Genomic DNA, 15,238 nt, shown 5'->3' with positions numbered 1-15,238 from the left:
TTGCGCATTTTGAAATAAACTTCAACCTCAGATTACCGCAAGGAAATAGTCCTGAATGGTTGCCCCCGTTTTCCCGGTCATAACAATACGTAACGCAAATTCCTAAAGCAATTTATGATCGTATATCTATTCTCCCATGCCTTCTAAAGTCGCGCATTGAAGGCCGCGCGCATCTGCGGCGGGACATTGAGCAATGCGAGAGCCGCGGCAAGCTCGTCGCTCCAGCCGGCCGGCAAGGTCGATGGCTGCGCGAAATCATCGGTCCCGCTGAGAAAGTGCTGAACGGCGTGAAAGCCGAGTGCGCGATAGACCTCGAACTGCTCCTCGCTGAAAAATTGGTCGAGCGTCGTCTCGTGCGGAAACGTCGGGTTCCGCCTCTTATAGTCCATGATGTAGTCGTTCTCATCGCCGGTCAGCGATGATTTGATGTAGAGCAATATGCCCTTTTCGTCCTCGCCATATTCTATGATTCCGACGGCCGCATGGGGTCCTCTGAATTTTGCCGGCTCACCCCTGTTCGAGGCCATCTCCCTCGTCACTTCCAGGCTTCTCCTCTGGATATCCTGCCAAGGAAGCTCGATGCGAATGCCGAGGTCGATACGCGCCATGACCTGGAGCTTCACGAAGGCTTCAAACGTCATGCTCGGATCGGCTTCCGCGTCGACGGCCAGAATGACCTTACAGCGGCGGCGCAGCAATTCGTATATGCCGAGATTTTCCACATGGCCGCCATCGGTCAGATAGACATTCAGCTTCTTCTCGTCCAAGCGTCCGGCGGTCTCATTGGCAAAATACCATGTGCCGAAATTCGACCACCACCGGTTCCACCAGCGGCGCAACGCGTCGAGCTTTGCCGGATTGGCCAGCCAATAGCCGAGGCGGACGTTCAGCAAGGAAAGGCTGAAGGTCAATATTCTGACGGTGTGGTTTCCCATATTCGCCGACGCCGCCGCACCTGATGTCGCCATCGCCGTCGCAAGGCTGAGCGATGGAACGGCATCCTCCATCTCCTTAGTCGCCACATAGCGCGTTGCCTGGCTACCGATATGCAACGGGCTGAAGATGAAATTGTCGGCGTTGCGACCGCGCTTGTTGAGGGCCTTCGACCCGATCAAATTGATCGTCGTATTGACGAGAAGATAGGGCGAATAGGCGGCGCCCTGGTTCCAATGATCTCTCTTGGCATCGAACGGCTTCAAGGATGAGAATTTCCACCGGTCGACATCAACCGACGGCTTGTTGCTTCCAAGGCGCACACGCTCAAACAGGAAGGCCCGGCTGAGACGGTCCCGGTAGAGCTGATTGAGCGAGTTGGAATTGGGACCGATGAACAGACAGACGAAGGCGAGTACCAAGGCGACCCACAGATAAAGCGAGCCGATCTCTCCGAGCCTCCCGATGGGAGGAATATGGTTGGCAACCAAGACGGATGCCGCGGAAAGCCACGACGGAGCGACGGGGGCGAGCGCAGGGGCGGAAAACTCAGCCACAGGCGTGATCGCCCAGAAACTGAGATAGAGATAGGAGACCCAGAGCAGCAGCGGCACGACAACGGCCGCAAGATAAAGAGCAATGCGGCTTGCGTATTTCTTCAGCGTTGCCGTCCAGGTCGCCTCTCCGAGTGCTGCTCTTGCGATGTTCGCGAGCTTCTGAGCCGCACCTATCAACACAAGGGCCGTCGGAAGCAGAACGCTGGCAAGCGCGGGTACGATATGCGCGATCGCCAGAAGGACGCCCTTCACGCCACCGCTTTCAACGCCAGCGATCGCAGCCGTAGCCGTCGTTGCCCCTTCGAACATGCCGCTGAGGATAAGCGGCTGCAGTTCGATGAGAAAGGCGCCGGCAATCGCCACCACGAGCCAGCCGAGGATCCACGCAATTCGCTCTCGCGTCATCAGCCGGCTGGTCTGAAATGTCACGGAGGTTGCAATCGCGCTGACGAACATTAGGAAGAGGACGACGACGGTAACATTGGTCGTCAATGTGAAGGCTTCCAGGCCCTTGACGGTGATGAAAGGAAGCCAGCCGCCGCTCAGTGGAAAGCCGAAAATATCCGGCTGTCCCAAATCAGTGGAACGGGGATTGCAGGCGACGGTGAACACGGCAAGGAGAAGCAGGGCAGGCAGGACGATCAGCGCGTTTACCAGCAATCCACGCATCAGCAGCGCCACGCTCGTCAAATAATCGATGGTTCCGTTGGGGACGAGGAAATTCGAATAGTTCCGCAGATGTTGGATTTCCGGCGTCTCCTGGGAATCGAGCTTGCTGGCGAAGGGAAACGTGTAGGGCTCCTGCATCATACCCGAGACGATGGATGTACCGATGTAGCAGCCGCCGGAAACCGTGGAGAAATAGTCGAAAGCGTCGAAGACCCGTGGCTCGCCATTATGCGTGATTGCATCCAGCGCCTGCGAGACCCCTAAGCAAAAGGCGGCCGAGCGGATGCCGCCGCCGGAAAACGAAAGCCCCGTCAGGTTGCTGCCCGTCTCCATTCGGACCGTGCCGCGTTTGCCAGTCTCCGCATGATCCTGCGACAGTTTCGCCTGATGACGAGGGATGTGGAACCTCGCCCTCTCCGCGCCTTCCGTTGGGGGATGGCGCTCAGCCTGTTTTTCTTCCACGCCGCCATTTTGAAGTGACTGGCGCCGGAAATTAATGACATCCAGCTCGCGTTTGAAGATCGCTTCGAAATCCAGGGTCATGCGTCCCACCAATCGCCAAGAATGGTTGTCGTTCAAATGCGCGCTGCAACTGTAGCAGAAATGTTCCGCGGCATAGGAAGCATTTTCCTCTGTCTGGAACGGGTGCAATGCCCGGGCCACTCGCGGGCGCAAACAAAATATGACTTAAAAGGTCTTGTTTTTGATGCGGCGAAGAGGCTATACCGCCGGCATTTGCGCCCGGCCTGTAAGGCTACAGAACAATCAGGACCTTTCTTGTGACCCTATTGAAATCACTTCTCACCGTTTCCGGTCTCTGCGCCGTGCTTGGCCTTACCGCAGCTCCGGCATTCGCCGCATCGAAATATCCGCTGACCATCGAAAACTGCGGCAGGCAGGTTACCTTCCAAAAGGCGCCGGAGCGGGCGATCGGCCTTGGCCAGAACAGCGCGGAAATCATGCTGCTATTGGGCCTTCAGGATAAGATGGTCGGCACCGCTTTCTGGCCGAGCAAGGTATTGCCGCAGCTTGCCGAAGCCAATTCAAAGGTAAAACTGCTGACGGTCGAGTTCCCGACCTTCGAATCGATCCTGGCGGAGAATCCCGATTTCGTGGCGGCGGCCTTGCCGAGCCTGATCGGGCCGAGCAGCAAGGTCGCCAAGCGCGAAGACTTCGACAAGGTCGGCATCCCGACCTATCTCTCACCCAGCACCTGCCTCAGCACCAAGGATGCCAAAGACCCATACGGCAGCCGCGCTCAGCTCTGGAACACGGACCTTCTCTTCAAGGAAATCGACGAGCTTTCGCAAATCTTCGATGTTGCCGATCGTGGCCAAGCCCTGATTGCCGATTTCAAGGCGCGTGAGGCCGCACTTCGCTCCAGCGTTTCGAAGGACGGCAAGAATCTCTCCTATGTCTTCTGGTTCTCGAGCCCCAGCCCGTCGGCCGACGCCTATCTCGGCGGCAAGAATGGCGCCTCCGGCTTTATCGCCGACCTGCTCGGAGGGCACAATGCCATCAACGCGGAAGCGGAATGGCCGACACTCGGATGGGAAAGCATCATCGCGGCCAATCCGGATGTCATCGTCGTCGCCAATCTCGACCGCAACCGTTGGGAACTCGACAAGTCCGAAGCCAAGATCAAGTTCCTGACCACTGATCCAGCCGTAAGCCAAATCGCGGCGGTCAAGAACAAGGCGATAGTGATCATGGACGGCCAGGCCATGAATCCGACCGTCCGGACGGTTTATGGCGCCGAACAGGTGGCGGAGCAGTTAAAGGCGCTTGGTCTTCTGAAGTGACCGAAACGCTTCGCTCACTTCAGCAGTTTTTTGCCTTCGGCATTCTGCTGCTGATTTCATTTGCCGTCATCGGTCTCGTCGTCGGCATCAGCGTCGGGATTGGCGATCTGCCGATCCCGCTCGCCACGACCTTTTCCGCCGTTACCAATCGCATGGGATGGACGGCGGTGGAACTCAATAAGATCCATGAGGCTGTGATCTGGGACTATCGCCTCAGCCGGGCGCTGGTGGCCGTCTTCTGCGGCGCCGGCCTCGCACTCTCAGGAGCGATCATGCAATCGCTGCTGCGCAATCCGCTTGCCGAACCCTACGTTCTCGGCATCTCGGCCGGCGCATCGACAGGCGCCGTTGCAATTGTCATCCTCGGCGTCGGCGCCGGCGCGGTTTCCCTGTCCGCCGGGGCTTTTGCCGGCGCCTTCGCGGCCTTCCTCTTGGTCGCATTGCTATCGAACGGCACGCGCGGCGGGGCGGACCGCACCATCCTCGCCGGCGTCGCCGCATCGCAGCTTTTCAATGCCGCGACCTCCTATATCGTCACGACGTCGGGCAATGCCCAGCAAGCCCGCGATGTGATGTTCTGGCTGCTCGGCAGTTTCGGCGGCGTGCGGTGGCCGGAATTTACGCTGGTTTCGATCGTCGTCGGTATCGGGCTCGTTGCCTGTCTGCTTTATGCCCGCGTGTTGGACGCCTTCGCCTTTGGTGACGAGGCGGCCGCCTCGCTCGGCGTCAATGTCGCGAGAGCGCGGATCGCGCTATTCGTTCTGACGGCAATGATGACGGCGACGATCGTCAGCATAGTTGGCTCGATCGGCTTCTTCGGCCTCGTTGTGCCGCACGCGGCGCGCTTTCTCGTCGGGCCGCTGCATATCCGTCTTCTCCCGACCTGCGCCGTGGCGGGCGCGATCTTCATGGTGCTCGCCGACATTGCGTCGCGTGTCCTCGTTCCGCATCAGGTCCTGCCGATCGGCGTTGTCACGGCGCTGGTTGGCGTGCCCATCTTCTCGATCATTCTCTACCGGTTCCAGCGTGCGTCATGACTATTAAGGCAGATAACGTCGTCTGGAGAATCGGTAAGAAGACCGTTCTCGACGGCGTTTCATTTGAGGCACAGCCAGGCAAGATGCTCGGGCTGCTCGGACCCAATGGCTCCGGCAAGACCTCGCTTCTGCGTCTTCTCGCCGGTCTGAAGCGGCCACACTCCGGTCGCATCACGCTCGACCAGAAGGACATCGCGACGATCGGCCGACGCTCGATCGCTCGGCGCGTCGCCTTCGTCGAACAGCACGCCACGACCAATGCCAATCTGCGGGTTATCGACGTCGTAAAGCTCGGCCGTTTTCCGCACCTGTCCATGTTTTCTGGCTGGACTGCGGCCGACGAAAAATCCGTCGAAGGCGCGCTCGAACGCGCCGGCATGACGGCGAAACGCAATGATCGCTGGCAAAGCCTGTCGGGGGGCGAAAAACAGCGCACGCATCTGGCGAGAGCCTTAGCGCAGTCCCCGAAGGAACTCATCCTCGACGAACCCACCAATCATCTCGATATCCAATATCAAATCAGCCTGATGCGGCTCGTCTGCGCTCTTCCGGTTACCAGCATCATCGCTTTGCATGATCTGAACCACGCAGCCATGTTCTGCGACCAACTGATCATCATGCAGCAAGGTAGGGTCGTCGCTTCCGGTGCGCCGGAGGTCGTGTTGACCGAAGAACTTCTGAGAGACGTCTTTTCGGTCGAAGCCCGCGTAGAGACGTCGCCTCATCACTTACGACCGCATATCCACTATCTTCGGTGAGGACTGCTTCCGCGCGCATCCGGATCTCGCCGTGCAGATGTAGGCGGTGGGCCTCTCAAGAATTCTCCGGCCTCGCTTCGTTATCGCCACAAAATCTCCGTTGGTGGCGTGACCTCAAGGCATAGCGGCGTACACGATAATCGCGGTGGAGATTGCCGGACCATCAATCGGAAACTGTAACATCCAGCCTATCGCCGATGTTGCCATCACCATAAATACTGACGTTGATCCAAATATCGCCCTGAACGATCATGCTCGCAGCGGACGGCGAGATGGAACCGCTGGCAAGCATTGCTTCAAGCGTTTCACGGTTACGCTTGTCGGCGAAAAACTTGTCCGCTTCGTCTCCACGATCGCGGCGACCATAGACATAGAAGTTTGCTCGGTCTTGGCGGATGATCTGCCACGGTTCCCTCAGGCGAGCGCCACTGGAATTGTAAAGGTCGTCGCGGCCGATATAAGCGCGGTATGTTTCGATCAGATGATCCGATTTCGCGCGCGTAATCGTCGATTGAGCCGACGCCGGCGGAACAAAAACACCGGCAGCGATGAGTGCGATGAAAAGCGCCTTCATAAAGATCCTTTCAAACTAGAAGTGGCAGCTCAGAACCTCCATACGACCGGCGCGTTAATAATGGATGACAATTTGAGGGCTGTAGTCCTCCTCGGTGGGAGCGAAGATCGTCTCGCCCAGTTAACGGAGTGAAGCATTAAACTCTTCGCGCAAGCGCCTCGTATTCGACCGCAAATTGCTCCGAAAGCGGGAATGATATGTCGTCTGCCGTCAGCCGCTGGAAATCTCCGCCCAATCTGGTGATCGCCAAGCACAACTGCTCGACCTTCCTTTCGGCGCGCTGCTGGGTTGCCGCGCGTGCCGCCTCGGTTCTTACTACTGGATGCAGCCGCTTCAGAAGACGCACTCGCCAGCTAATTCTGCCTAGCCACCGCAAAGCTTCGTCATATATTGGAGCGGTGGGGAATCAGACGGGCTGGAGGAACCTTGTCATCGAATTCGTCAACGCTTGCGCCGCTTAAGCACGAGACCTTTCGCAGGATCTGGGTCGCGAGTCTTGCGTCGAATTTCGGCGGGCTGGTCCAAGCCGTCGGCGCCGCTTGGATGATGACGACCATCACTTCATCGGAAGACATGGTGGCGCTGGTCCAAACCTCGACCGCATTGCCGATCATGCTGTTTTCGCTGGTTTCCGGCGCCCTTGCCGACAATTTCGACCGCCGCCGCGTGATGCTGACAGCGCAGTGTCTGATGCTCACCGTTTCCGTAATCCTGACATTATGTGCCCTGTTTGGCTGGATCACCCCCTGGCTGCTTCTGCTCTTTACCTTCCTGATCGGTTGCGGAACGGCGCTCAACAATCCGTCCTGGCAGGCGTCGGTCGGAGACATGGTGCCCCGTGAGGATCTGCCGAATGCCGTGACGCTGAACAGCATGGGCTTCAACATGACCCGAAGCGTCGGCCCAGCGATTGGTGGCATCATCGTTGCGGCTGCCGGCGCTGCCGCCGCCTTTGCCGTCAATGCCGTCAGCTATTTTCCGCTCATTTACGCGCTGATGCGCTGGAAGCCCGCTCTCCCCACATCGACGCTGCCGCGCGAAAATCTGGGCAGCGCGATCTTTGCGGGGCTCCGTTACATCTCGATGTCGCCGAATCTCGAAAAAGTGCTTGTCCGCGGCTTCATCTTCGGTGTCGGAGCAAGCTCCGTGCTCGCCCTTCTCCCGATCGTCGCGATCGATCTGGTTTCCGGCGGACCGCTCACCTACGGCTTCATGCTTGGCTCCTTCGGCATCGGAGCGATCGGCGGTGGCGCGCTCAATGCCCGGCTTCGCGAGGCGCTGAGCAGCGAGACGATCATCCGTTATGCCTTCGCCGGATTTGCGGGCAGTATGGCGCTGACGGCGTCGAGTCCCTTCGTCGTCCTTACCTGCGCGGGCCTGCTCGTTTCCGGCGCCTGCTGGGTGCTGGCACTTTCGCTGTTCAATACGATCGTCCAACTATCAACACCGCGCTGGGTCGTCGGCCGCGCGCTGTCGCTTTATCAGACAGTGACGTTTGGCGGCATTGCCGGCGGCAGTTGGCTCTGGGGTATTGCAGCCGATCGATATGGTGTCTCGAATGCGCTTTACGGCTCGGCCGCGGTCATGCTGGTCGGCATTGCCATCGGTCTGCGTTTCTCCATGCCGGCCTTTGCCTCGCTAAATCTTGATCCGTTGAATCGCTTCATCGAACCTTCCCTTGGCCTGGACATCAAACCGCGCAGTGGCCCGATCGTCATCCTTGTCGATTATCAGATCAGCGACGACGACCTGCCGGAATTTCTGACATTGATGGCCGAACGGCGGCGGATTCGTATCCGCGACGGTGCCAGAAACTGGGCACTGATGCGCGATCTGGAAAAACCCGGCATCTGGACGGAAACCTACCACACACCGACCTGGGTGGAATATATCCGCCACAACCAGCGGCGCACGCAGGCGGATGCGGAAAATACCGATCGGCTGCGGGCTCTCCACGGCGGCAATGACCCGCCGCATGTGCATCGCATGATCGAGCGCCAGGCCATTCCACCCTCGGACGACGTCTTCCACAAGACGCCGATCGACCTACATCATTGAAGGCGACATCCCTGCTCTATCGCTATGACGCTGAGGCAAAACTCGCTGGTCTTGCTGTGAGCATCGATGGCATAATCGCCGCCGCCCAAAAACGGCGGGAAATGGAGCGGGAGGGAAGACATGGTGGACTGGCGAACCGATGAAATGCCGGAGGACGGAACCGTCATCTACCGGCGCATAATCCAACCATACCGCTTTTTACCTTATAAGCCGAACAGCGAGGAGGCCAAGCGCGGCAAGAGGGGCCGATGGCAGGTCATGGACGAGGCCGGTGGTTGGGACAATTGCGGCGAACCGCTGGGTACCGAATGGACCGCCGAGAACCCCTTCAAGACTGCCGAAGGTTAGGCATTTGCGCCGCAACCACAAAAAATCCCTCCACCGGGCGCCGGCAGAGGGAAGTCAGGTCATAGTGCTCGTCCGGGCATTACCCGGAACTGCACTTTGCGGTGCCGAACCGATGCATGTCATTTAAGTATTTTAATCGCTTACTGGATCGCCGTTCGGGCGAGCAAGGGCAAGCAGCGATGAAAGGTGATTACCATGAGCCGTGTTTTCGTCACAGGATCCACCGATGGTCTCGGCTTGGCGGCCGCGCGCGCCCTCATGGACGACGGCCATGAAGTCGTATTGCATGCGCGCTCAAGCGACAGAGCTTCGGCTGTCGCCCACTTGAAATCCAGGGCTTTGGCGGTCGTCATCGGCGATCTCAGCAGCGATGCGGAGACGCGGTCCATCGCGGATCAGGTCAACGAGATCGGGCGTATGAACGCTGTCATCCACAATGCCGGCATCTACCTCGAGAGAAGCCGCGGAGAGACGGCCGAAGGCCATGCGAAAATCTTGGCGGTCAATACGCTCGCGCCTTACCTACTCACGGCCCTGATCGAACGACCCGATCGCTTGGTCTACCTCAGCAGCGGCATGCACCAGAGCGGCGGCGGGTCCATCGATGATATCGACTGGAAACAACGCTCATGGAATGCAAGCCAGGCCTATTCGGAAAGCAAGCTACATGTCGCCACGCTCGCAGCCGCCGTTGCACGCCATTGGCCAGAGGTCCTCAGCAATGCGGTAGACCCCGGCTGGGTACCGACGAAGATGTGCGGGGCCGGAGCGCCCGATAACCTTCAGATGGGCCATCAGACCCAGACCTGGCTCGCGACCAGCGACGATGAAGCCGCCAAGATCAGCGGCGCCTATTGGTACCATCGCCAACGACGCCAGCCCGCCGCAGGGGTCACGGACCCGGCGTATCAGGACAGGCTCATGGACAAGCTGGCGGATATGACAGGTGTAAAGCCGTTCAAGGCGTAGCGTATAGATCCCGGAAAAAGGCGCCGCGATGACCGAGGCGACAAAGCTTCTCAGGATGAGAGATAGACTGGCCGGTGTATAAAAGGAACGCGCCGGGGCTCAACTGACCGTCACGCTGGGCCATATCATTCTCTTTCTCAAAGGCTACTTAGCCAAACTTCAGTGCAGCCCAAAGGCGTTCAACAGTTGTTCGCGAAACCTGACGAAGCGCGCCTCGCTGCGGTTGCGCGGCCGCGGAAGGTCGATCTCGATCTCGCGGGTGCGGCCACCCTTTTCCTTGGAGAGGATGAGGACCCGGTCGGCGAGATAGACCGCCTCCTCAAGATCGTGCGTGACGAGGATCATCGTCACTTTCTCCTCCCGCCAGATGCGAGCGAGCTCTTCCTGCATGGTGATCTTGGTCATGGCGTCGAGCGCGCCGAAAGGCTCGTCGAGCAGCAGGATTTCAGGCTTTACGGCCAACGCCCGGGCGATGCCGACACGCTGAGCCATGCCACCCGAAAGCTGCGACGGCAAGGCGTCGGCGAATTCGCCGAGGCCGACGAGCTGGACATAGTGGCGCGCACGCGCACGCGCCTCGGCCTTCCTGAGACCTTGATTTTCGAGCGGGAAAGCGACGTTGTCGAGCACTGTGAGCCAAGGCAGAAGCCTTGGCTCCTGAAAAATGACGGCGCGATCTGTGCCGACGCCGTGAACGGGCTGGCCATCGATCAGCACATCGCCTCTATCCGCATTCTCGAGCCCGGCGAGAACCCTGAGCAGAGTCGTCTTGCCCGAACCCGAAGCGCCCACGATCGCCAGGCTTTCGCCGGCGCGAATGTGGTTGCTGACCCCCTGCAGCACATTAAGATGGCGGCCGTTGATCGAGTAGGATTTGGAGAGGTTCTTGATCGTCACCTCTCCGCGCAAGGTTGGTTCAGCGACAGCCATCGGCCCGCTCCTCAGTTGCCGGCGACGGCGAAGTTCGCCGGATCGTAGAGAATGTCTTCCGCCTTGAGCTGGCCAGGCTTCAGAACGCCGCCGCGAGCGAGAATGTCGATCCAGAATTGCAGGTCGCGCGGCACGGCCTTGCCGCCTTCGCGCACGCCATAACCTGTGAAATATTGCGCAATATCCGCATTCTCGCCGCGCGAGGCCAAGACCTTGGCGATCACGGCCTTGGTCTCTTCAGGATGAAGACGCGCGTATTCGAGCGCGGCCTGCGACTTTTCAACGAAGATCTTGGCCGCTTGCGGGTGTTGTTTGATCCAATCGCGGCGCAGCACCGTAAAGCCGCCGGCGATTTCACCGAGCACGTCCGTGTCGCCAAAGATCTTCTGAAGCCCACCGTTTTTCAGCGCCACGCCTTCATAGGTCTTCTGCCAGTAGCCGAAAGCCGTCACATCGACCTGCTTGGAACGCAGGACCTGTTCGAGCTGCGGACCCGGAACGACGACGAGCTTCGCCGCATTTTCCGGCAGGCCGACAGAATGCAGCGCTTCCCGCACGGTATAATCGAGATGGGCGCCAAGCGTATTGACGGCAATCGTCTTGCCGGCCAGATCCTTGATCGATTTGATCGGGCTGCCGTCAAGCGAATAGAAGATGCTCTCGGTTACCTTGTCGATGCCATTCGAGGGATAGGCTGCGACGAAATCATTGCCGCCGGCGATCGAGTTCAGCACCGCGGCGGTCGCAGCACCGCCGACCTCAACGTTGCCCGACGCCAGCGCGAAGAGGGAGGCCGGACCGCCCTGGGCATAACCGACATCCTTTACCGTCACGCCGGTGTCCTTGAAATAACCGAGCGCATCGGCAAGTTCATGAGCGGCAAGACCGCCCTGGCTTGCGAGGTAGCGGATGGTGACCTGATCTGTCTCGGCAGCGAGGGTAGCACTTGCCGGGACGGCCAGAAGCATGCCGGCTGCGACTGCGGCGATACCGAAAGAACGACGCGAAATCTGCATGTGAACTCCATAGATCGGATGAGATGGAAAATGGTGGCGCGTTTTCAGGCTTCAGTCTCGGGGATTGGACCAACGGCAGAGCCGGGCCTGCAATGCCTCGAGGAGGAAATTCGCCGACAGCCCGAGAAGTGCGAGCAATAGAATCGCCGCGAACATCAGCGGGATCTGGAAATTGTACTGGGCATTCATCACCTGAAATCCGACACCGGAATTGGCGCCGATCATTTCTGCGGCAATGAGCAGCAGAAGCGAGGTCGTGGCACTCAGCCGCAATCCAACAAAGATCTGCGGCAGGGAAGCCGGCAGGACGACGCGGCGAAACACGGTGAGCGGCTTGGCGCCGTAGACACGTGCCATTTCCACCAGCTTTGGGTCCACCTGCTTGACGCCCCCAATCGTGGCGAGAAGTGTCGGGAACAGCGTCGCCCAAAAGATCACAAAGATTTTTGACGCTTCGCCAAGGCCGAGCAACAGGATGAACACGGGATAGAGCGCCAGTGCGGAGGTCTGTCGAAACAGTTGCAGGATCGGATCAAGGCTGCGCTCGATAGTCCGGACCTGCCCCATGAACAGCCCGAGCGGGATGCCGACGCCGACTGCTGCGCCAAATGCAATACCGGCACGCTGGAGGCTGATGGCGATGTCGCCCAGCAGCGGGCCGCCGCTGACCCCGTTCCAGAGCGCTCGCAGGATCGCATCCGGCGGCGGCAAGACCGCTGGATTGCTCCAGCCAAGCGACGGAGAAATCTGCCAGAGAGCAACAAAAGCGATAATCATGCCATAGCGCGAGATGAAACCGCGCAACAGCGCCCCTGTTTCCCGTACCAGCCTGCTCTGCGAGAAATATGGTGCGCGATAGCTCTCAAAAATAGCCTGTTGTTCAGTTTCAAGCGCCATGAGCTTTTCCCCTATCCTGTCTCGGTTATTCGGCAGCTTCCGTATAGGCGGTGGTCCAACGGCTCTGCGGGAAAGGCAGGCCCAGATTTTCGCGGAGGGTCTTGCCTTCATACGCAGTGCGGAACAGACCGCGGCGCTGCAGCTCGGGAATGACGAGTTCCACGAAATCATTGAGACCGGTGGGCAGCCACGGCGGCAGGATGTTGAAGCCATCCGCGCCTTCGTTTTCGAACCATTCCTGCAGAGTATCCGCGACCTGGACCGCAGAGCCGACGATGGTGAAGTGGCCACGCGCGGAAGCGATCCACTGGTAAAGCTGCCGGATGGAGAAATTGTTCTCGTCCGCAATGCGGCGGATCAGTTCCTGGCGGCTTTTCATGCCCTCTGTCGGCGGCGCCGGAGGCAGCGGGCCGTCAAGATCGACGCCCCGAAGATCCAGCTCGCCGCCGCTCAGAGCATTAATCAACGCCAGCCCATCCTCTTCGATGATCAGGCTCGTGAGCTGCTCGTATTTTTCGCGCGCCTCTGACTCCGTGCGGCCGATGAACGGCGAGACGCCTGGCATGATCAGCACATGCGAGGGATCGCGACCAAAGCTGCGCGCACGCGTCTTGATATCGCGATAGAATTCCTGAGCGGTCTCGAGCTTCTGATGCGCCGTGAAGATAACTTCCGCGCTGGCCGCTGCCAGTCCGCGCCCGTCTTCCGACTGGCCAGCCTGCACGATGACGGGATGCCCCTGTGGCGAACGCGGGACATTCAATGGGCCCTCGACCTTGAAATGCTCGCCGCGGTGATCGGTGCGGTGCACCTTGTTGATGTCAAAATAAACGCCGCTTGCGCTATCGCGAATGAAGGCGTCGTCGTCAAAGCTTTCCCAAAGCTTCTTGACGACCTCGACATGTTCGGCCGCCCGCTTGTAGCGGGCCGCATGGGGCGGCTGCCGGTCGAGACTGAAATTTTTTGCGGCGGCTTCCGTGGCGGTGGTGACAACGTTCCAGCCGGCACGGCCAGCGGAGATCAAATCGAGCGAGGCGAACTTGCGCGCAACGGAGTAAGGCTCCTCATAGGTCGTGGATGAGGTGGCGATAAAGCCGATGTTCTTCGTAAACGGCGCCAGCGCCGAAAACAGCGTGACCGGCTCGAAACCGACTACCCTCGCATTTCCGCCCTCAATGCCGGCGCCGAAGGCAATCGCAAGCCCGTCTGCCAGGAAGTAGGCATCAAAAAGGCCGCGTTCTGCTGCCTGCGCGAGTTCGATGTGGAACTTGAGATTGACCGCCCCGTCGACCGGCTGGTCCGGATGGCGCCAGGACGCGATATGCTGGCCGCCGCCGGGAAGAAATGCACCAAGCTTGATCTGTCTCGTCATGAGTTCCTCTCCGCATTTTGAGTTTTAGCCGGGCCAAAAGCCGTATGTTAAGTATTGCGGTATAATCGATGGATTTAATAGGCTATCTGTTTTGCAGCCATCGGTCTGACGGAGAAAGTTTTTCCAGAAGCTGGAGAAATAGGGAATTTGTCACCCACCGATGAGGCAGCCGACTATGCCAGTCGGTCATGGCAACATACACGCCTTAGGTCGCGCTAAATAACTTCTCGCCACGTCTGCGCGCTCGCGTCTTGGCTTTCATAATTGGCCGACTATATCATCCTGTTACAGGATCGTTTGCCTTGCGGAGTTTGTTTTGGCTGTTGCGTTTACAAAAGAGGAAAGTGCGGAAACGGCGGCGGAGACGCAGCTTCCCGACCGCGCTATCTCGCCCTATCAAAACCTCGTCACCGAAGCAGGATTGAGGGCGCTCAACGCCGCGCTGCAGGAGGCCCGCGAACAGTACGAAGCCGCAAGCGCTGTCGAGGATGTAAACGAGCGGCGGCGCCAAACGGCAGTACCACTTCGCGATCTGCGGTATTTCAACGAGCGGGTTCGCACTGCTGAGGTGATAGCGGCCCCAACATCCAACGAGACCGTCGCTTTCGGCAGCACTGTCACCTTCAGCCGCGATGACGGGCGCGTGCAGACCTATCGCATCGTCGGGGAAGACGAAGCCGAGCCCAAACAAGGGACGATCTCTTATGTTTCACCGGTCGCCCGGTCCCTGATGGGAAAATCTGTCGGCGACCCAGTCATGGTCGGCGACCATGAACTGGAGATCGTATCGATCGCCTGAGGGTATCCTTTGCGGGAGCACCGCAATAGCCCGGTGCTCCCGCCTCAGGCCGCTTAACCCGCGTGCTTCTCTGGCATAGCCGAGGAGTGATGCGAGGAGATCAGCCACTTCCCGTTCTTGAATTCGTAGGTGAATGTATAGCGCGCCGGTACCTTGGCCCCGCCCTTCAAGGTAAAGGTGTAGATGCCGGTATCAAGCGCGTCGTTGCAGCCGATTTTGATCGTACGGCTGTTGATCTTCCCCTGCGGGTGCTTCTTCAGGAAGTCCACGAAGTACTCCTTGCGCTCCTGCTGCGTCAGCCGCGGCTTATTCGACAGGGTCGGCAGGAGGACGGCGTCCGGCGCATAGTTTTCGACGACCTTTTCAGGATCCAGCGTCGCCAGCGAGGCGTTCCAGCGATCAAACAACTGTTCCACCTGGGGTTTGGTGATCGGCGCGCATTCTTCGGCAAGGGCCGGCGTCGCCATAAGAGCAATCACGGAAGCGGCAAGCAGATATTTTTTCATTTCAATCTCCCTC

General features: G+C 59.1%; 14 protein-coding genes and 1 pseudogene. 7 read left to right on the top strand and 8 right to left on the bottom strand.

Annotated features, from left to right (window positions below; genetic code table 11):
* Positions 1-143 precede the first annotated feature (143 nt).
* Positions 144-2,702: a patatin-like phospholipase family protein gene (locus tag QA648_RS20755; RefSeq protein ID WP_283053332.1), complete on the bottom strand. Its 2,559-nt coding sequence runs from the start codon at positions 2,700-2,702 to the stop codon at positions 144-146.
* A 236-nt stretch (positions 2,703-2,938) separates the two neighbouring features.
* Here QA648_RS20755 and QA648_RS20750 point away from each other — a divergent pair, with 236 nt between their 5' ends.
* From QA648_RS20750 to QA648_RS20740, 3 genes are read left to right on the top strand one after another with little or no spacing between them, the layout of a single operon-like run.
* The gene (locus tag QA648_RS20750) at positions 2,939-3,961 is read left to right on the top strand and encodes an ABC transporter substrate-binding protein (RefSeq protein WP_283053330.1); all 1,023 of its coding nucleotides are present in this window, start codon (positions 2,939-2,941) and stop codon (positions 3,959-3,961) included.
* Positions 3,958-4,998, top strand: coding sequence for an iron chelate uptake ABC transporter family permease subunit (locus tag QA648_RS20745; RefSeq protein ID WP_283053329.1), 1,041 nt, complete (start codon positions 3,958-3,960; stop codon positions 4,996-4,998). The genes QA648_RS20750 and QA648_RS20745 overlap by 4 nt, the downstream gene beginning before the upstream one ends.
* On the top strand, positions 4,995-5,756 hold the full coding sequence (locus tag QA648_RS20740) for an ABC transporter ATP-binding protein (RefSeq protein ID WP_283053327.1): 762 nt from the start codon (positions 4,995-4,997) through the stop codon (positions 5,754-5,756). The genes QA648_RS20745 and QA648_RS20740 overlap by 4 nt, the downstream gene beginning before the upstream one ends.
* 163 nt (positions 5,757-5,919) lie before the next feature.
* On the opposite strand, the gene QA648_RS20735 is transcribed toward QA648_RS20740, so the two are convergent.
* Together QA648_RS20735 and QA648_RS20730 are read right to left on the bottom strand one after the other, a co-directional pair.
* Positions 5,920-6,330, bottom strand: a complete 411-nt coding sequence (locus tag QA648_RS20735; protein ID WP_104826202.1) for a hypothetical protein — start codon at positions 6,328-6,330, stop codon at positions 5,920-5,922.
* A gap of 123 nt (positions 6,331-6,453) precedes the next feature.
* Positions 6,454-6,640: pseudogene (locus tag QA648_RS20730) on the bottom strand (methyl-accepting chemotaxis protein); the annotation flags it as partial.
* 116 nt (positions 6,641-6,756) lie between these two features.
* Here QA648_RS20730 and QA648_RS20725 point away from each other — a divergent pair.
* From QA648_RS20725 to QA648_RS20715, 3 genes are all read left to right on the top strand, one after another.
* Entirely contained in the window at positions 6,757-8,388 is a 1,632-nt protein-coding gene (locus tag QA648_RS20725; RefSeq protein ID WP_283053325.1) for an MFS transporter, read from the top strand.
* Positions 8,389-8,508: 120 nt separating this feature from the next.
* The gene (locus QA648_RS20720; RefSeq protein ID WP_283053323.1) at positions 8,509-8,736 is read left to right on the top strand and encodes a hypothetical protein; all 228 of its coding nucleotides are present in this window, start codon (positions 8,509-8,511) and stop codon (positions 8,734-8,736) included.
* 195 nt (positions 8,737-8,931) lie between these two features.
* Complete coding sequence (locus QA648_RS20715; RefSeq protein WP_283053321.1) at positions 8,932-9,705, top strand: SDR family NAD(P)-dependent oxidoreductase; 774 nt, start codon at positions 8,932-8,934, stop codon at positions 9,703-9,705.
* 159 nt (positions 9,706-9,864) lie between these two features.
* On the opposite strand, the gene QA648_RS20710 is transcribed toward QA648_RS20715, so the two are convergent.
* The 4 genes from QA648_RS20710 to QA648_RS20695 all read right to left on the bottom strand — a co-directional run bounded on the left by QA648_RS20710 (position 9,865) and on the right by QA648_RS20695 (position 13,920).
* A complete protein-coding gene (locus tag QA648_RS20710) occupies positions 9,865-10,635 on the bottom strand; it encodes an ABC transporter ATP-binding protein (protein WP_104826197.1) in 771 nt (256 codons plus the stop codon).
* Between the two features lie 11 nt (positions 10,636-10,646).
* Positions 10,647-11,603 carry an ABC transporter substrate-binding protein gene (locus QA648_RS20705; RefSeq protein WP_283054334.1) on the bottom strand — a complete coding sequence of 319 codons (957 nt, stop codon included), beginning with the start codon at positions 11,601-11,603 and terminating at the stop codon, positions 10,647-10,649.
* Positions 11,604-11,702: 99 nt separating this feature from the next.
* Positions 11,703-12,548 (bottom strand): ABC transporter permease, encoded by an 846-nt coding sequence (locus tag QA648_RS20700; protein WP_283053318.1) that lies wholly within the window; start codon positions 12,546-12,548, stop codon positions 11,703-11,705.
* Positions 12,549-12,573: 25 nt separating this feature from the next.
* Positions 12,574-13,920, bottom strand: a complete 1,347-nt coding sequence (locus QA648_RS20695) for an LLM class flavin-dependent oxidoreductase (protein ID WP_260304743.1) — start codon at positions 13,918-13,920, stop codon at positions 12,574-12,576.
* Between the two features lie 316 nt (positions 13,921-14,236).
* Here QA648_RS20695 and greA point away from each other — a divergent pair, with 316 nt between their 5' ends.
* The gene (gene greA, locus QA648_RS20690) at positions 14,237-14,719 is read left to right on the top strand and encodes a transcription elongation factor GreA (RefSeq protein ID WP_260304742.1); all 483 of its coding nucleotides are present in this window, start codon (positions 14,237-14,239) and stop codon (positions 14,717-14,719) included.
* Positions 14,720-14,772: 53 nt separating this feature from the next.
* On the opposite strand, the gene QA648_RS20685 is transcribed toward greA, so the two are convergent.
* Positions 14,773-15,225: an SgcJ/EcaC family oxidoreductase gene (locus tag QA648_RS20685; protein WP_260304741.1), complete on the bottom strand. Its 453-nt coding sequence runs from the start codon at positions 15,223-15,225 to the stop codon at positions 14,773-14,775.
* Positions 15,226-15,238: the final 13 nt, after the last annotated feature.

Source organism: Rhizobium sp. CB3171, from assembly GCF_029714265.1.
Lineage (GTDB): Bacteria > Pseudomonadota > Alphaproteobacteria > Rhizobiales > Rhizobiaceae > Rhizobium.
The sequence above is the reverse complement of the archived record's forward strand: the minus strand, read 5'-3'. Positions and strand labels throughout refer to the sequence as shown.